The sequence below is a fragment of the Streptomyces sp. NPDC047108 genome (assembly GCF_040643575.1).
Classification (GTDB): Bacteria; Actinomycetota; Actinomycetes; order Streptomycetales; family Streptomycetaceae; genus Streptomyces.
This window is the reverse complement of the sequence record NZ_JBEYUP010000025.1, coordinates 79,386-95,952: the sequence shown is the minus strand read 5'-3', so window position 1 is coordinate 95,952 and position 16,567 is coordinate 79,386. Positions and strand designations below refer to the sequence as shown.

Below are 16,567 nucleotides of genomic sequence, written 5' to 3'. Positions count from 1 at the left end.
CCTCCACCTCACGCTCGACCGGCGACCAGTCGGCCACCGTCATCGCCACACCCTGGAAATCGTCCAGCACGGCACAGCGCAGCTTCATATCAGCAATCTCCGTCGGGTCGGTGGGCGTGGTCCCTGGGCGGGCGGTCGTTCACCATGATCGCGCCTGGTCGCCTCCCGGTGTGCCCCGGTGGTCCGGTGCATGGCGGCGACACGACCGATGAGTCCTGCCCGGGCGCGGAGTCGGTACGGGTGTAAGCAGGGAGAACCCTGCCCACCGCGGAACACTCCGCCCCTCCGCGGAGCGAGTGGAACGAGAGGACGCCTCCATGGATTTCACGCACGTTCTGGCCGTCGCCCCCGTCCGGGACATCGAGACCGCCGTGGCCTGGTACGAACGCCTCACCGGCCGGCCCGCCGACCGCAGGCCCATGCCCGGGCTGGCCGACTGGCACATCTCCCCCGGCGGCTGGGTCCAGGTGTTCGCATCGCCCGAGCACGCCGGGTCGACGCTGCTCAATCTCGTGGTCGACGACCTCGACACGGCTCTGGCCGAGATCGCCGGGCGCGGTCTGACCGCCGGCCCCGTGGAGCGCGGCGGCGGGACCGTACGGTTCGCCGCCCTGCACGATCCCGACGGCAACCGCGTCACCTTGATCGAGAACCCGGTGACCTGACCGCACCGTCCCGACGCCTCCCGGTGCAGTCCGCCGGGCTAGGCACCCGTCATCAGCAACTGCGCCGCCACCTCGGCACCATCGGTGCGGATCGCGGCGGCGACGGAACGCGCGCGGTCCGCCACGTCCGGGGCGAGGCTGCGGCCGAGAGCGTCGGTCAACGAGTCGGCCGTCGGTGTACCAGGGGCGTGCGCGACTCCTGTCCCGAGGTCGTGGATGCGCCCGGCCCAGTACGGCTGGTCGACGTGTTGCGGGACGACGACCTGGGGCGCCCCCGCCCGCGCGGCCGCCGTGGTGGTGCCCGCGCCGCCGTGGTGCACGACGGCGGCGACCCGCCGGAACAGCGCCTGCTGGTTGACCTCCCCGATGGACAGGCAGTCGGGTCCGTCGTCCGGCAACGCCAGATCGGCCCACCCGCGCGAGACGATCGCCCGGCGGCCGTGCGCACGCGCCGCGGGAATCATGTTCGCGCCGAGGTCCTGCGGGGATCGATCAACCCGTCGCCCGACCGCCTGTCCGGTCCTGCCCGGTGACGAGGGCGCAACAGGCGAGGCCGATCAGGAGCATGGCCACCGGGAACAGCAGGGCGGCCCGGGTCGCGCTGGTCGTGTTCGCACCCACCGCGGCCTGGAGCACGGCGCCGGTCGCGGCACCTCCGAAGGCGCCACCGATCTGCCGGGCGGTGCTGAACACTCCGGAGGCCACCCCCACCAGGCCCGGCTCGAGGGTGGAGGTGGCGATACGGGCGAGCGGCGCGGAGACGAGTCCGATCCCCGCCCCGGCGATCAGCAGTGAGGGCAGCAGAGCCCACAGGCTCGTACCGGGCCGCAGCAGCATCACGAGCGAGCCGGTCCCCGCCACCAGCAGCGCGAAGCCCGCAGCCGCGGGAAGCCTCGGGTCGGCGCGGTCCGACCACCGGCCCGCCCCGCGCGCGGCAACGGCGGACAGGACGAACATCGGCACCGTGACCGTCCCCGCCTCCAGCGGCGGGTGGCGGAGGGTGCCCTGCACGTAGATCATCAGCGGCAGGAACAGGCCGCCCATGGCGCAGCCCATCGCGCCGCCGGCAGCGCTCGCGGCGGAGAAGTCCCGGTTACGGAACAGGCGCAGCGGCATCAGCGGCTCCCCGGGGTTGCGGTGCTGCCGGAGCACGAATACTCCGAGGCAGCCCAGCCCGAGGGCGATGATCCACCCGACGGTGAGAGGTCCGGCGACGGTGCCCCAGTGGTAGAGCCCGCCGCTCTGGACGGCGAAGACGACCGCGAACAGTCCCGCTCCGCTCAACACTGTGTCCCACAGGTCGAGTTGGTGATGTGTGAGCGGTCGCCGGTCGGGGACCAGGCGCGCGGCCGCGAGCCACCCGGCCGCGCCGACCGGCACGTTGACGAGAAAGATGCCTCGCCAGCCCAGTGTGGCGACGATCAGGCCACCCGCCAGCGGACCCGCCGCCATCGACGCCCCACCGACCGCTCCCCAGACGCCCAGCGGCCGCCCTCGCCGGTCGGCCGGAAACATGTGCACGATCAGGGCCATGGTCTGCGGGGCGATCAACGCGGCCGACAGCCCCTGGACCGCTCGGGCGGCGATCAGCACGCCGGGGCCGGGCGCGACGGCACACGTCAGCGACGCGAGCGTGAAGCCGCCCAGGCCCGCGAGGAGCACCCGCTTGGGGCCGACGCGGTCGCCGAGGCGCCCGGCGGCGATCAGCGGGACGGCGTAGCACAGGGCGTACGCGCTGTTGACCCACACCATGTCGTTGACCGTGGCGTGGAGGGCATGCTGGATCCGGGGTATCGCCACGTTCACGATCGTGGCGTCCAGCCCGATCATGAAGAAGCTCACGCAGAGCGCGTAGAGGGCCGCCCAAGGCCTCGGACAGGATCGAGGAAGAGAGCTACTGCGGAGAAGGTGCTGCACCAGGGGTCGTGTCCTTCGTACGTCCCGCCCGGCCGTACGCGACACCACGACGCACCGGAGCGGGGAACGGAAGCCCGGCAGGGGCCATGACGTTCACGCTCGCTGCAATGCGCACAACAACTCTCCCGATCTCGACAGACACTCCATTGAAAGGGTCACATACGACCCGTATCAACCTCTTTCCTATCACCCGTCTCCCGGCTCGGCCGAACCGCCCCGTCGGCCGACCCCGACCGCGGAGGGACTGGGCGCCGGAACAGCGGCGCCCGCCGACCCCCGGGGAGCTTCCCGGGGGTCGGCGGGCACGTAGCGACTCGTCCACGCCTGCGTTCTGCGGTCATCATGGCGACACGCCATGACGCATCCCGCGTCCGTACGGTCCGACCGGCCGGACTGTCGGGTCCCGCGTCCGTACGGTCCGACCGGCCGGACTGTCGCGTCCCGCGTCCGTACGGGGCTGCCCGCCCGGTCAGTCCTTCTCGAAGCCGCTGAGCGTGAAGTCCGAGCCCATGACGACCATGCCGTCCATCCCGATCCCGTCCTTCAGATCCGCGGCGACGCTGCCGACCTCGTTGAACTCGACCTGCGCGCTGTCCACGATGCTGCCCACGTCGTCCGTGTCCGGGTCGGGCAGGCCGTAGGTGAGGTGTGCGGTGGCGGAAGCGGAGGGGGCGAGCTTCAGTCCGTCGCTCGCCGGGTCGGCGTCCAGTTCGACGGGCAGTTCCTCTTCGTTCTCGGTGAGCTGGAGGTCCAGGACGCGCGGGAGGTGACACGGCGTGGAACCGGTGTTCTTCGCCTGGATCGTGCTGACGCCCACGCCCTGCTCACCCGGCTGGACCGTCATGGTCACCTTGAGGTCCGGGTTCGAGCAGGCCTCCGTCGACTCGTCGCCGGAGCCGGACCCACCGCCCGAGCCGTTGGACCCACCGTTCGAGCCTCCGCCCGAGGCCGGGTCCTTCTCGCCCACCGCGATGCCCTTGTCGCCGTCGCCCTTGCCGGTGTCCTTGCCGTCGGACGCCTTCCCGTCGGACGCGGACTGCGACGCTCCGTCCCCCTTGGCCGCGTCCGGGTCGTTGTCGGTGCAAGCAGTCAGGGCCACGGCCATCGCCACGGAGGACAACAGGATGCCCATGTTGCGTATCTTCACTGGTTCTCTTTCTCCATCGACCATCAGTGCGTTACGGGCGACCGGGCGTGAGCACCGACGTCGAGCCCGCCGAAGTGGCGCCTGAACACTGCACAGTTGCCGTTCAGGCGCCCAGGGACGCGCACGTCGCGACGACGTGTCCTCGCCCCGTGGACGGATCGAGCCCCCGTCACACCGGAGACGGGCGGGCCCCTCGGCACGCACGCTAGGGGCCGCCTCTCCGGCCGGGCATGATGAATGGTTACTCAACCAGGCATGACTCAGGGGTGTTCTGCGTCACGCGGGGGCAGGCCGCCCGCGGTTCGTACGTGGGGTGGCAGGATGCGCCCGATCCGGGCCAGGAGGCCGCCAGTTCCTGCTCAGCGCAGCAGCAACGACGCCCGGCTCACGAACGTCTCGATGGCCTGCTTGGCTTCGGTGTCCTGAGTATCCCGCTCCGCGGCGGTCCGGGCGTTCGACACCAACCGGGTTCCGTGGTAAGCCCGTTCGGCCTCCAGGATCACGTCCCGGTCATCGGTGATCAGCTTGACCCGGTAGAGCGCCTGCCTGGCCGCGGTCCTCAGCCGGTGCGCCTCGTCCCGCGCCCTGATGAACGCCTCTCCGTCCGGATCCTCCTCCAGGCAGTACCAGCGTTCCGCCTGGCCGTGGCGGTAGTCCTCCGCCGCTCCGGCGAACGCGCTGTAGACGGCGGTGCGTTCCTGACGGAGCGCCTCGGACCGCGCGAACGCCTCGCTGCGCCGGGACGCGAGCCGCTGGAACGTGTGCGTGATCACGGATCCCAGCAAGGTGCCCACAACGGCTACGACGCTCGTCCAGATGGTGTCCACGGCATCAGACGATCGCAGAAACGGATCTCTGGTGAGACGCCTTTGTCCGGCCTGAGGGAACGTCATATGCCGTGCAGGGGCGAGGTGATGCGCATCCGCCAACCACCCGTTGGTGATGCACGGATTGCGTAGCGGATGGCGACGCTCCGCCAACGACATCTGTGCGCCGGTGCGGGAGAGTGGGTGCGTCGCGCGGTGAACGAGGGACGCCCTGACAGATCCGCGCGAGCAGCGGGGTGAGGTGACGGTGTGGTGCACGGGGGTGATCACATCGTGCACCTGACCCGGCCGCCAAAGGAGTTCCCCCGGAGCGGTAGCCCTCGTCTCGCCGTCAGCCGACCAGCCGCCGACCTCGCACTCCGCGGTCCGTCCGGACAGGGCGGCCGTTACGAGGACCGCGATCGGTCCCCCACCACAACACCACACCCGCCGCGCCGAGCAGGACCGGGACGATCCAGTGTGCGGGCGCGAGACCGAAGTGGTCGGCCAGGCGGCCGAGCAGGAACGGCGCGACGAGGATGGCCACTCCGGCCGCCAGGGACGAGCGCGCCGCCGCGGCGTCCGGCCGGCCACCCGAAGCCTCCAGCGCGAGAGACAGGGAGAGCGGCCAGAGGTTGGCCACTCCGAGCCCGAGGAGCAGCAGCCCGACGACGGCTGTCGTACCCGTCGCCGCGCTAGCGCCGCCGCCTCCCGTCACCCACCCGGGCCCCAGGCGGTAGATCAGGAAGCCCAGTCCGGCCAAGGCCAACGCGCCGGTCAGGAGCGTCCGTTCCCTGCCCGCGCCCCGGGCGAGAAGCGATCCGGCGGCGCGTCCGGCCAGCATCCCGACGAGGAACGCCCCGGCCGCGGAGGCGGCGACCGGCCGGGCGAGTCCGACCGCGTCCTCCAGATACGAGGCGGACCAGAAGGCCACGGAGAATTCGACGGCATCGACCAGGAACAGCAGGAACCACAGCGTCCAGAAGCGTGGTGGGAGGGGTTCGGCCCTGCGCCGTCCTCCCGGCCGTCGCCGTACGGGACCGGCAGCGTCCTCGCCCCGGTCCGGCAGCTTCCGGACCAGGACGGCGCAGGCCAGCGCGATCGGCGTGGTCGCCACAACTCCCGGGCGCCAGCCGAACGTTGTGGCGGCGCCGGCTCCCAGGAGCAAGGGGGCGGCCACGGCCATGGCGCTCGCTGCCGTGTTGGCCTCGGCGAGGGCGGCCGCTCGGTGCCGCGGATGCTCGGTGGTGAGGACCGCGGTGCTCCCCGAGAGCACCAGTCCTCCGAACAGGCCCATCAGGGCGGCGGACGCGACCGTGGCACCGAGCGTGGGCCCCAGGACGAACGCCCCCTGCGCGGCGGTGAAGCCCAGAAGCCCGGCGGTCAGCAGTGCACGCCTGCCGTGGCGGTGCACGAGGGCGTCCCCGAACGCACCGGCGATCACCACTCCCGCGGCCAGCGCGCTGAAGTGCAGACCGCCCGCGGTGTAGCTGAGCGCGCGCTCGTCGCGGAGGAAGGCGACGGCGGGCCCGATGGCGGAGACGACGAAGGCGTAGTGCCCGAGGAGGACGTAGGCGGTCCAGGTGGCAGCCGTACGATGCGGGGCGCGGCGCGAGGTGGAGCTGCCCGGCGCCGTCACCCCGTCACCTCCACGATCCGCGCCTCGAACGGCGCCAGGTCCTCTTCGGGGTGCGGGGAATCCGCCCCTCGGTGGGTGGAGAGCAGTGTCCGGCCCGGGCCCTGGATTCCCCACGATTGTGGTTCCAGGGATCGAGCGGGCGATGTGCGTGCAGGGGTGTGTCCGTGAGGCCGAGTTCGTCCCCGTAGTAGAGAGGGCGTGGCCGAGGACGCACCCGCAGCGAGGGTCGGTGGCCGGGCAGGGTTCCCGCAAACCCGCCGGACTCATACCGCCTGGAAGGCAACGGCTTCGTTTCGCGCCTCCGGCGCAAGGCCGAGCATCGGTCAGGCAGGGACGTGGCCAAGGCCGCATCCGCAGCGCAGGCCGGTGATGGGCCAGGTACTTGGCGGGCCCGCCCCGGTCTCAGCCTGCCCTCCGGCACCCGTTGCGAAAATGCTTGCCTCCAGTCAAGCATTCTGAAATCGCCCCTGGAACAAGCCGATGCAGAACACGAGCCGGTTGCCGCGCAAGCCCGGACGGCCGCCGCCTCGGGCATCGACCTCAGCCGACGACCCGCCCCGCCCCGATGCTCAAATACCACCCACCGGCCCCTACATGGCGCAACAGCCCCATGCCCAGGCCCCCATCGGCACCGGCCGACCGGCCGGGCGGACGGGGACGTGGGCGCCTCCAAGACCTTCGGGTTCCGCCAGTTCAGATCCGGTTGGAAGGGGAGGAACGACGCCAGGTGGTACTGGCTGGAACCGGGATCGCGGATCCACGCCGAACCCCCGGTCACCGCACGCCAGTTGGTCGGAGGACCGCCGCCGGGGGCCGGGTCGCGCCAGATGTACCAGTCCCGGAAGCGCGAGCCGGGTGAGGCGCGGGCGTCCACGAACCAGGGGTGCTGGTCGCTGGTGTGGTTGGGGACCAGATCCATCAGGACGCGGAGGCCCAGGGCGTGGGCCCGCTCCAGGAGGTGGTCGATGTCGCGCAGGGAGCCGTACAGCGGGTCGACCCCGCGGTGGTCGACGACGTCGTAGCCGAAGTCCTTCTGCGGTGAGGGGTGGAAGGGCGAGATCCACAGACAGTTCACGCCCAGGTCGGCCAGATACGGCAGCCGCCGTACGAGTCCGGGCAGGTCGCCCACGCCGTCGCCGTCACCGTCCTGGAACGACCGCAGATAGACCTGGTAGATGACCGCCCTCCGCCACCACTCGCCCACGACGCCCTCCTTCTTTATCGTTAAAGACGACCGTGTGCCACGGTAGCCCATGGCGCGACTGATGGAATAGGCCGGTGGACGAGATGGACCGGATCGGCGAAGCGGACGACAGGAACCCGCGCCGCGGCGCCTCCCGCAAGGGCAGGCCGACGCTGCGTGACGTGGCCAGGGAGCTCGGCGTCTCGGCCCAGACCGTCTCCAACGCCTTCCGGCGGCCCGACCAGCTCTCACCCGCACTGCGGTCGGAGGTCCTGCGCACCGCGCGGCGACTGGGGTACGGCGGACCCGATCCGGCCGCGAAGAGTCTGCGCGGCGGCCGGGCCGGAGCCCTGGGGGTCCTCTACAACGACCGGCTCTCGCACGCCTTCGACGACCCCGCGTTCATGCTCTTCCTGCGTGGACTGACCGCCGCCGTCGAACAGGCGGGACTGAGCCTGCTGTTGATCCCCGCGGAGTCGCCGGGATCGGTGGACAGTGACGCGCGGCAGATGCACGACGAGGCGTCCCGGGGCACGCGCAGGCCGGGCGCCGCCGCCGACCGCCCCTTCGCAGCCCTCCGGACCGCCGTGGTCGACGGCATCGTCGTCTACTCCCTTCCGGACGACGATCCGCTCTATGCGACGGCGGCGAGCAGAAACCGCCCACTGGTCCTCGTCGACTCGCCACGGGACCGGTCCTTCGCGCGGGTCACCATCGACGACGAAGCCGCGGCACGGGCGGCCGCCGAACACCTGATCGGCCTCGGACACCGCCAGCTGGGGGTGATCGCTCTCGAACTGACCGCGCGGCGGAGGTTCGGGCCGGTGGAGGCGGAGCGCATCGCAGCCGCGACCAACGCCATGACCGCGGCACGCCTGTCCGGGTACGCGGCAGCCGCCCGGGCGGCCGGGCTCGCCCCGGAGTCCGTCACCGTCGTCGAGACCGAGGCGAACACCGAGCCGGAAGGGGAACGCGCGGCGCGGATGCTGCTCGGCGGGGACGCCCGGCCGACGGCCCTGCTCGCGATGAGCGACCGGCTGGCCGTCGGCGCCATCGCCGCGGCACGCGAACTCGGCCTCGACATCCCCGGCGACGTCTCCGTGGTCGGCTTCGACAACGTGCCCGCCTCGGCTTCGACCACGCCCCCGCTCACTACGGTCGACCAGCAGCACGAGGCGAAGGGGAGGCAGGCCGGCGAGTGCCTGCTCGCCGCGCTGCACGACGGCGACGCCGCGGACGACAGCGGAACGGCCGCCGCCACGGCAGGAGCGGAGCTCCCGGCGCGGCTCGTCGTCCGGGGATCGACGGGCCCCTCGCCGCGCAGCCGCTGAGCGGAGCCCGCCGCCGGGGACCGGAACGGATCACGCAGGCGTACGGGTCCATGGTCCGGGCCGTGGTCCGTGGTCCGGGCCGTGGTCCGCGTACGGGTCCGTGGTCCGCGCACGGGTCCGTGGTCCGCGTCCGGCCCCTACCCGGAGCCGAGTTGAGCTTGGCCGCATCAACGATCCGCTGCGAACCATGCCAAATGCTGGTATTACGGGCGACGTCGGGCATCAATACCCGTCGCCGCCCCAACCGCGTGTGAGCGTCCGGCGCGACGACCTCATGCACGCCCCTTCCTTATATATCGGCTCGCGATGTATTGTCCTCCGCATGGCGTCAAAACCCCTTACCGAACCGGTCTTCTTCGTGCTCCTCGCGCTGCACGACGCACCGCGCCACGGCTACGGCATCAAGCAGGAAGCCGCCGAACTGTCCGACGGGCGCGTCGATCTGCGCGTGGGCACGCTCTACGGCGTCCTCGACCGACTCACCGCCGAAGCACTCGTCGAGCACGACCACGACGAGGTCCACCAGGGCCGGCTGCGCCGCTACTACCGCCTCACCAGCGACGGACGTCGCGCCCTGGCGGTGGAGAACGCGCGGATGGCCGCCAACGTCCGGGCCGCCGAGCAGCGTCTGACCGGCTCCCCCGCGACGGACACACCCGCAACCCCGACCGCACCCCCATCCCGCGGACGGACACGACCCGCCGGAGCAGGAGGCACCGCATGAGCACGAGCAACTCCCCCAGCCTCCTGGAGGACCGGTTCCGCGCCGTCCTGCGCGTCCTGCCCGCCTACTACCGGCAGGAACGCGAGGAGGAGATGGTCGACACCTTCCTCAGCGACCACGAACCGCTCGACGAGGACGCCGAGTTGGGCCGCCCGCGCCCCCGCGAGGTCGCCGGAGTCCTCGCCCTCGCGATCCGTACGCGGCTGGCCGGGCCCGGCGCCCCCGCCCGCTACGCCGCCTACGGCCGCACCGCGCGCCTCGTCGGTCTGCTCGGGGTCGCCCTGCTCGCCGCCACGACGGCCGTGAGCACACTGACCGACCTGGCGGTCCTCCTCGCCGGATCGGCCCAGGACCAGCAGATGATCACGGACAGCCTCCTCGGGCGTGTGAACGGATCATCGGTCGACGCCTTCCACACCGCCCTCGCCCTGCTCGACGGAGTGCTGCTGCCCCTGGGCTGGATCGCCGCAGCCGTGGCTCTGGGAAGAGGGCACCGGCGGAGTGCGGCCGTCTTCTGCGCCGTGGGCGCCCTCCCCTGGGTGCAAGGCTTCGGCCGGTCGGTGTTCGAGGGCTTCGCGCCATCCATGGCCAACATGGCCATGACCGCGCTCGCCGTCCTGGTCACCCTCAGCGTGGCGACAGCCTTCCATTCCGGTGCCCCGCGCGCCGAGATCTCGCGCCTCGCCGTCGAGTGGATTCCGGCGGCCTGCGCTCTCGTCCTCCTCGCCACGATCGTGGTGGGCCACATGATTCTCGGTTTCGGCGGCACCGGCCACGTCTGGGTCTTCGTGGTGGGCGGAGTGGTGAGCCTGGGTCTTCGCGCACGGGCCCGCCGGCGGACGGCAGAGCCCGCCGAGCCCTCGAAGTCCGGGAGTTCGGCCTCGTCTCCGGGCGGACGGGGAGCCCCGACGCGCGTGACGGCCGCGGATCCCGCACTGCCCGCGGCTCTTGCCGTCCTCGGTCTGCCCATGGTGGCCATCTCCCTGGACGCGACGATCTATTACCTCACCCCCGGCTTCCCCACCGGGGCACTGATCGCCCAGGTCGTCCAGATCCTGGGTGTCTCACTCCTCGAGGCGACTCTGCTCGTGGTCGCAGCCCGGGCGCTCCGGAGCGAGTCCCCGCTGAGCGCCGCCTCACCCACGACACCCGCTTCGGTTCCCGACACCGGTCTCTGACCCGGGAGCCCTGGGGAACCACCGCTGCCGCGTCCTCGGGTCACGGCGGTCAGTTCGCGCATCGTCTCGCCAACGACCCGCGGCCCGAGCGGGAGTTGAGACGGACCACAAGTCGTGCTTCGGGGCGACATCCGCTCCCGCACCATGGGCGTACGGCCTGCGGCGTACGGCCCGGACACGCAGCGCGCCCGGGCCGTACGCCCCGTGAAGACCCGTCAGACGCCGATCCGTCAGACGTCGCGGTCGACGAGGTGGTCCATCAGCAGACGCAGTTCGTTCGCGGCGGCTGCCGCGAGCGGTACGCCCGTAAGCGCCCTTTCGACGGAGGCGATGTGGTCGGCGGCCTCGGCCAGGGCTGCCGTACGGCCGCCCGCTTCGTCGATCAGGACCGCCGCGTGCGCGGCGGCAGCGTCGTCGACCGCCTCCGCGGACTCCAGGAAGGCGGCCAGCCTGCGGGCCACGGGCCCAGGGGCGTCGAGAGCCGCGAGCACCGGCAAGGTCTTCTTCCGCTCCCGCAGGTCACCGTGGACGGGCTTGCCCGTCACCGACGGGTCGCCCCAGATACCCAGCACGTCGTCGACCACCTGGAACGCGATCCCGAGATGCCGCCCTGCCCGCTCCAGCGCGGTGACCGTCTCCGGCGGAGCGCCTCCGGAGAGGGCGCCCAGCGCGGCGGCACAGCCCAGCAGCGCGCCGGTCTTGTGCTCGGCCATCGTGCGGTACTCCTCGGGACGCACCCGCTCGGGCCCCGTCCACGGGCGGGCGGCGAACAGCAGGTCGTCCGCCTGCCCGGACACCAGGTCGCCCAGCGCCCCGGACAGCATCCGTATCGCGTCGGGGCCACCGCCGGACACGGCAAGGGTCTCGACGGCGAGGGCGTAGAGCGCGTCCCCCGCCAGGACCGCCGGCCCGGTGCCGTAGGCCTTCCAGACGGTGGGACGGCGACGGCGCGTCGCGTCACCGTCCATGATGTCGTCGTGGAGCAGGGAGAAGGTGTGCACCAGCTCCACGGCGACGGCCGCATCGACGCCTGCCTGTCCGGGCGCGCCAGCCGCCTCCGCGCCGAGTACGGCGAGCGCCTGGCGTATGCCCTTGCCCCCGGGGTGGTCGGCGGGCGCGCCGCCCGGCTCGCACCAGCCGAAGGAGTAGGACGCCATCTCCCCGACCCAGGGGTGGAGTTGTTCGACGGCCCGGGCGAGCGCCGGACGCACCAACGCCCGGCAGCGGCCCAGGACGTGGGGAGCGGCGCAGCGGACTGCGGGGGCGTGTGCCTCGGTACGGGTCACGGTCACCGTACGGCCTCCTCGATCGTGTCGGCGGCCACGGGTGCCGGGACGGTGCCGGCCGGGCGCGGAACGGCGCCGGCGAGGCCGAGTTCGTGCCGCGCCCGCGCGGTCATCTCCCGTGCGTGGCGCAGCCCGATCCGGGCGAACGTGGCTTCCAGCTCGGCGAGTTCGGCCAGCGTCACGTCGTGGTCGCGGCCCAGGCGGGCGAGGGACTTGGTCAGGCCGAGCCGCGCCAGCGCCTCACCGCGCGGCTCGCTCATCCCGCGGAACCGCGCGAGCGCCTGCTCGTAGTAGTCGCGGGCCTCGGCGTAACGACCGGCCCGGTAGAAGACGTTGGCGCGCATCTTGTGGTTGTAGGCGAGGGCGCTGGAGAGCTTCATCGCCTTGCAGATCTCCTCGGCCTCCGACAGCAGGCCGAGCGCCGTGGCCATGTCCCCGTCGCGGACGGAGACGACGTCGGCCAGGCCGCGCAGGGCCCAGGCACGGCCCCGCTGGTCGTCGGCGCCGGCGGCGATGCCGGCCGCCTCCTCGAACATCGCGTACGCGGTGTCGTACGAGCCGGTGTTGCGGTGCATCTGTGCGATGCCCTCCAGGGCCCAGACCGTGTGCCGGGCCTCACCCCGCTTCCGTGCTTCCGCCAGGAGTTGTTCGTGGAGCCGCCCCACGGCGTCGTAGTCGCCCTGGATGCGGCCGGTCTCGGCCAGTCCGGCCAGGGAGTAGCCGCGAACGACGATGTCGCCGCCCTGTTCGCCGAGTTCGGCCGCCAGTCCCAGCAGCCTCCAGGCCAGGGCGAACGCGCCGCGCTGGCGGGCCAGCGTGCCGCCGCTCCAGAGCGCCCAGGCCATGGCCGCGGTGTCCCCGGCCTCCCGTGCGGTGCGGTAACTGGCCTTCCACGCCCGGTCGGCGTCCTCGACCTGCCCCAGCCGTCGGCGCGCCTCGGCGACCGCCAGTCCGCAGCGCGCCACCTCGCTCGGCTGCCCTGCCCGCTCGGCGGCGCTCAGTTGCTCGCTGGCGGCGGCCAGGACGTCGGTCAGTGAGGAGTTCACGGAGAGTGCGGTGAGGGCGCCTTGGTACTCCGGGGCGAATGCCTTGCCGTACATGCGAGCCTTTCGGGTGCGGGGAATCTCGTGGTGCGGCCGGCCCGCCCCGGATCTCCGGCACCCGACTGTGCACTTCGCGTATACACAGAGTGTATAGCGCGCCCGGAAGCAGCCTCGGGAGCCGGGAGAACCGGGGTGGTCCTGCCTCCGGTCAAGACGCCGGACTACTCAATCGGGTTGCTCACCACGGCAAACCCTCTTCAGCTCGCGGGAGTCGCGGACGGGCGCGACGCCCCGGACGGTCGCAACCGACCCGCCGCGCACCCCCGTACGGTCGCATCCGGTCCGCCGCGCACCCCCGGACGGTCGCATCCGGTCCGCCGCGCACCCCCGTACGGCATACGGCCGAGCACCCGGCTCTGCCCTGCCCGGACAGACCTGGGGACTTTCCCTGGTACGCCCCACCCGGCGAAGGAGGACGGTGATCACGGGTGCACGGCCGCACGCCGCACCCGGGCCGAGAGGAGCGGCTTCATGGCGCAGGCGCAGTGGACGATCCCGTGCGGCGCATGCTGCGTCGATCTCGCGGCACGGCATGAACCGGCGCGCCACGCGAGGAGCGCACTCCACCGGTACCTGACCACGACCGGGACCGGACCGGGCGACGCGCCGGCACCACCGGAACTGATCGACGCCGCCCTGCTGATCGCCGACGAACTGGTCACCAACGCCTGCCGCCACGGCGACGGGGCGCTGACCATGCTGATGAGCTGGGAGAGCGGAGCACTGGTGATCGAGGTCGACGACGCCGGTACCGAGCCACCGACTCCCGTGCCCGAGGAGCTTCGCGGCGAATCGGGAGGCTTCGGGATGCAGATCGTCACGAGCCTCGCGGACGACTGGTCGGTCCACCGCACGGCTCGGGGGAAGACGGTACGGGCCCGGCTGCGCTTCCCGGACCACCACGGCTCGGTGCCGTGGCAGGGACCGGACGAGGAGAGCCGCGATCGCCCTGAAGGGTCACAGCCCACGGTGCCCGAACAGGCCGCAGCGGAGCCGGTTCCGCCGGACACGACGACGCATGCGGTCCCGGCCGGTCCGGCCGCCGTCCCCAGCGATCGCCTTGGCCCGGCAGGCATCCGCTGAACCGCCGTCCCGGCCGTCGGAGAACCGATCCGGGCCGGTACGACGCCACCGGCACACGGCAGGGGCGGGGGCAGGGACGAGCGCGGGAGCGCGGCCAGGGACAGGGACGTCAACCGCCACGAGCCAGCTCGACGTGCGCCTGCTCCGGGCTTTCCTGGTCGTGGCACACGAGTTGAGCTTCACCCGTGCCGCCCGAAGGCTGTTCCTCACCCAGCAGGCGGTGTCCGCCCAGGTGCGCGCACTGGAAGCCGGGCTGCAGGTGCAGTTGTTCGACCGCACCACCCGCCGCGTCCACCTCACTCCCGCGGGCCGCCTGCTGCGGGACCGGATCGATCCCGCCCTCCAGGCACTCGACAGCGCCCTGGCCTGCGTACGGGAAGCAGGCGCGGCCGGCCAGTGGTCGATGCGCATCGGCCACACCGCGGACGCAGGCCACCGTCTGCTTCCGGAGAGCGCCGGCATCTGGGAGCGCAGAGAGCCCGGACTGCACCTGCGCAGCGTCGAATGCACCGAGCAGTCACTGCGCCCGGCTCTGCTGGGCGGCCGCGTGGACCTCGGCGTGGGGATCGAACTGGGCCCCCCGGGCCCCGGGTTGGCCGGCCGCACCCTCGGCCGGGAGAGGCTGTGCGCCGTCGTGGGCCGACGGCACCCGCTGGCCGGGGCCGGCGCGGTGACGCTCTCCGGGCTGTCCGGATACGACTGGCTGTGCTGGCCGCGCGCAAGCCATCCCGGCCACTGGAACACCCTGCACGGTCTGGCACGCTTCCTCGAACGCGAGCCCGCGCTGCACGAGGCCTGGCTGAGCCTGTCCCATCTGCGGCTGCTCCAGGAGGACCTCGTGATGCCGCAGCCCGCCTCGTACGCCGACCGCCTTCCCCGGGGACTGGTCGCCCTGACCATCACCTCGCCCGTCACGGTCGCGTACTCGGCTCTGTGGAACCCGCGCAGTGCGCCGCCACTGCTGGACCTCCTCGTCGACGTCCTCGCGGAGAGCGCCGTCCGGCTCGGTTCACGTGCGGGGCCGCCGCTGGGGTCCGCCCCCGAGGAAGGCGGGCCATGAGCCGTACGCCCCGGGCCCCTCCCCGATACGGGTCACCTCGCCGCTCACGACCGGCACGCCCACCCCACCGCTTCCCACCCCAACTGCCGCCGAGTCCATGGACCTAGAAGGTCTTTCCAGTTACCGCGGCGTTCCCCGAGAACCGGATGAGAGCGCTCTCAGAAATTCCGTGCAAAACCTTGACCGCCCCCGGAGCCCGGCCGACAGTGGGTTCCGCTCATCACGGGGGCCCCACGTCCCGGAGGTTCATCGAAGATGGTCAGCCGAAGAAAATTCCTCACCGCAGCCGGCGCTGCGGCCGTCACCGCCCCCTTCGCGGGGACCCTGCTCAGCAGCCGCGCCGCCGCGGCCCCGGCCACCTGCGAACTGGCTCTGGAGAACAAGAGCCTGCCCGGGTCGGTGAACGCGTACGTCACCGGCCACGAGGAGGGAACCGGCAAGTGGGTCCTGCTGCGGCCCGACGGCAGCAAGTTCTACCTGCCGCAGAGCAGCGAGATGCAGGAGATCGAGGATTGCTCGATCCCCCTGAAGGCCGCCGGCAACGGCCCGACGGTGGTGACCCTGCCCCAGATGTACGGGGCCCGCGTCTACTTCGTACGCAACGACAAGATCACGTTCTATGTGAACGACGTCAGCCAGCTCGTCGAGCCGAGCTTCGTCGCCGAGGCGGACGACAACTACCGCAAGGTCTGGTCGTTCTGCGAGTTCACGTTCAACACCGCGGAGCTGTACGCCAACCTCAGCTATGTCGATCTGGTCACCGCCCTCCCGATCGGCTTCACGCTGACCGGCGACGACACCCGGACCGTGGCCCCGCTGGCACTGAACGGCGCCGAGCGCATCGCGGCGGATCTCCGGGCCCAGGCCGCCAAGGACGGATACCCCTGGGACAAGCTGGTCATCAGCGACGGCGGTACGGTCCTGCGCGCCATCTCACCTCAGAAACTGCCCGCGTCCCAGGGGTCGTTCGGCAGCTACTGGGACTCCTACACCGACGCGGTCTGGCAGAAGTACGCCTCCACCGATCTGCGGATGAACGCGGGGAGCTGGGGTGTGTTCACCGGCCGCGTGCAGGGAGGCGCGCTGACGTTCCCCGGGCTGGAGACGCCGTTCGCCAAGCCCACGACCGCGGACATCTTCAGCTGCGACTCCGGGCCGTTCACCAATGCCGGGTCCAAGCCGCGGCTCACCGTCATGGCCCGTCTCGCGGCCGCCTTCAACCGCAGCACCCTCCTCACCCACCCGGACCAGCCCGACAGCGCGACCCCCGAGGACTACTACCTCGACGCGACGACCAACCACTGGTCACGGATCGTCCACGCCAACTCCCCCCAGGGATACGGCTTCCCCTACGACGACGTCAGCCCCGAGGGAACCCACCCCGTCGACGGCAGCGCACGGGACAGCAACCCCGTCCGCTGGCACGTCAGCGTGGGCGGCTGACC

At 72.0% G+C, this 16,567-nt stretch carries 14 protein-coding genes and 1 pseudogene; 7 read left to right on the top strand and 8 right to left on the bottom strand.

Annotated elements, in window-relative coordinates:
• The first annotated feature begins 317 nt into the window (after positions 1-317).
• On the top strand, positions 318-665 hold the full coding sequence (locus ABZ822_RS29995) for a VOC family protein (RefSeq protein WP_360861074.1): 348 nt from the start codon (positions 318-320) through the stop codon (positions 663-665).
• Positions 666-703: 38 nt separating this feature from the next.
• Here ABZ822_RS29995 and ABZ822_RS29990 read toward each other — a convergent pair.
• The 6 genes and pseudogenes from ABZ822_RS29990 to ABZ822_RS29965 all read right to left on the bottom strand — a co-directional run.
• Positions 704-1,129, bottom strand: a pseudogene (locus tag ABZ822_RS29990) (nucleotide disphospho-sugar-binding domain-containing protein); the annotation flags it as partial.
• 28 nt (positions 1,130-1,157) lie between these two features.
• On the bottom strand, positions 1,158-2,507 hold the full coding sequence (locus ABZ822_RS29985; protein WP_360861072.1) for an MFS transporter: 1,350 nt from the start codon (positions 2,505-2,507) through the stop codon (positions 1,158-1,160).
• 544 nt (positions 2,508-3,051) lie between these two features.
• Positions 3,052-3,729 carry a DUF4232 domain-containing protein gene (locus tag ABZ822_RS29980; protein ID WP_360861070.1) on the bottom strand — a complete coding sequence of 226 codons (678 nt, stop codon included), beginning with the start codon at positions 3,727-3,729 and terminating at the stop codon, positions 3,052-3,054.
• A 359-nt stretch (positions 3,730-4,088) separates the two neighbouring features.
• Entirely contained in the window at positions 4,089-4,556 is a 468-nt protein-coding gene (locus ABZ822_RS29975; protein WP_360861068.1) for a hypothetical protein, read from the bottom strand.
• Positions 4,557-4,887: 331 nt separating this feature from the next.
• The gene (locus tag ABZ822_RS29970) at positions 4,888-6,174 is read right to left on the bottom strand and encodes an MFS transporter (RefSeq protein ID WP_360861066.1); all 1,287 of its coding nucleotides are present in this window, start codon (positions 6,172-6,174) and stop codon (positions 4,888-4,890) included.
• A gap of 4 nt (positions 6,175-6,178) precedes the next feature.
• A complete protein-coding gene (locus ABZ822_RS29965; RefSeq protein ID WP_360861064.1) occupies positions 6,179-7,429 on the bottom strand; it encodes an alpha-amylase family glycosyl hydrolase in 1,251 nt (416 codons plus the stop codon).
• A gap of 32 nt (positions 7,430-7,461) precedes the next feature.
• Here ABZ822_RS29965 and ABZ822_RS29960 point away from each other — a divergent pair, with 32 nt between their 5' ends.
• The 3 genes from ABZ822_RS29960 to ABZ822_RS29950 all read left to right on the top strand — a co-directional run bounded on the left by ABZ822_RS29960 (position 7,462) and on the right by ABZ822_RS29950 (position 10,590).
• Complete coding sequence (locus ABZ822_RS29960; RefSeq protein ID WP_360861084.1) at positions 7,462-8,688, top strand: LacI family DNA-binding transcriptional regulator; 1,227 nt, start codon at positions 7,462-7,464, stop codon at positions 8,686-8,688.
• Between the two features lie 322 nt (positions 8,689-9,010).
• A complete protein-coding gene (locus ABZ822_RS29955) occupies positions 9,011-9,412 on the top strand; it encodes a PadR family transcriptional regulator (RefSeq protein ID WP_360861062.1) in 402 nt (133 codons plus the stop codon).
• Positions 9,409-10,590, top strand: a complete 1,182-nt coding sequence (locus ABZ822_RS29950) for a hypothetical protein (RefSeq protein WP_360861060.1) — start codon at positions 9,409-9,411, stop codon at positions 10,588-10,590. The genes ABZ822_RS29955 and ABZ822_RS29950 overlap by 4 nt, the downstream gene beginning before the upstream one ends.
• A 230-nt stretch (positions 10,591-10,820) precedes the next feature.
• Here the strand turns inward: ABZ822_RS29950 and ABZ822_RS29945 are convergent, their stop codons facing one another.
• Complete coding sequence (locus ABZ822_RS29945; RefSeq protein ID WP_360861058.1) at positions 10,821-11,882, bottom strand: polyprenyl synthetase family protein; 1,062 nt, start codon at positions 11,880-11,882, stop codon at positions 10,821-10,823.
• Complete coding sequence (locus ABZ822_RS29940) at positions 11,879-12,976, bottom strand: tetratricopeptide repeat protein (RefSeq protein WP_360861056.1); 1,098 nt, start codon at positions 12,974-12,976, stop codon at positions 11,879-11,881. Before ABZ822_RS29940 ends, ABZ822_RS29945 begins: the two co-directional genes overlap by 4 nt.
• A gap of 474 nt (positions 12,977-13,450) precedes the next feature.
• On the opposite strand from ABZ822_RS29940, the gene ABZ822_RS29935 reads away from it, so the two are divergent.
• The 3 genes from ABZ822_RS29935 to ABZ822_RS29925 all read left to right on the top strand — a co-directional run bounded on the left by ABZ822_RS29935 (position 13,451) and on the right by ABZ822_RS29925 (position 16,565).
• Positions 13,451-14,062, top strand: a complete 612-nt coding sequence (locus ABZ822_RS29935; protein ID WP_360861054.1) for an ATP-binding protein — start codon at positions 13,451-13,453, stop codon at positions 14,060-14,062.
• 133 nt (positions 14,063-14,195) lie between these two features.
• Complete coding sequence (locus ABZ822_RS29930) at positions 14,196-15,122, top strand: LysR family transcriptional regulator (RefSeq protein WP_360861052.1); 927 nt, start codon at positions 14,196-14,198, stop codon at positions 15,120-15,122.
• Between the two features lie 255 nt (positions 15,123-15,377).
• The gene (locus ABZ822_RS29925) at positions 15,378-16,565 is read left to right on the top strand and encodes a beta-1,3-glucanase family protein (RefSeq protein WP_360861050.1); all 1,188 of its coding nucleotides are present in this window, start codon (positions 15,378-15,380) and stop codon (positions 16,563-16,565) included.
• Positions 16,566-16,567 lie beyond the last annotated feature (2 nt).

Excerpts from the sequence above, each read along its gene's own strand:
- ABZ822_RS29995 (WP_360861074.1), top strand. The coding sequence starts at position 318 with ATGGATTTCACGCACGTTCTGGCCGTCGCCCCCGTCCGGGACATCGAG.
- ABZ822_RS29965 (WP_360861064.1), bottom strand. The coding sequence starts at position 7,429 with ATGGGCTACCGTGGCACACGGTCGTCTTTAACGATAAAGAAGGAGGGC.
- ABZ822_RS29960 (WP_360861084.1), top strand. The coding sequence starts at position 7,462 with ATGGACCGGATCGGCGAAGCGGACGACAGGAACCCGCGCCGCGGCGCC.
- ABZ822_RS29955 (WP_360861062.1), top strand. The coding sequence starts at position 9,011 with ATGGCGTCAAAACCCCTTACCGAACCGGTCTTCTTCGTGCTCCTCGCG.
- ABZ822_RS29950 (WP_360861060.1), top strand. The coding sequence starts at position 9,409 with ATGAGCACGAGCAACTCCCCCAGCCTCCTGGAGGACCGGTTCCGCGCC.
- ABZ822_RS29940 (WP_360861056.1), bottom strand. The coding sequence starts at position 12,976 with ATGTACGGCAAGGCATTCGCCCCGGAGTACCAAGGCGCCCTCACCGCA.
- ABZ822_RS29935 (WP_360861054.1), top strand. The coding sequence starts at position 13,451 with ATGGCGCAGGCGCAGTGGACGATCCCGTGCGGCGCATGCTGCGTCGAT.
- ABZ822_RS29925 (WP_360861050.1), top strand. The coding sequence starts at position 15,378 with ATGGTCAGCCGAAGAAAATTCCTCACCGCAGCCGGCGCTGCGGCCGTC.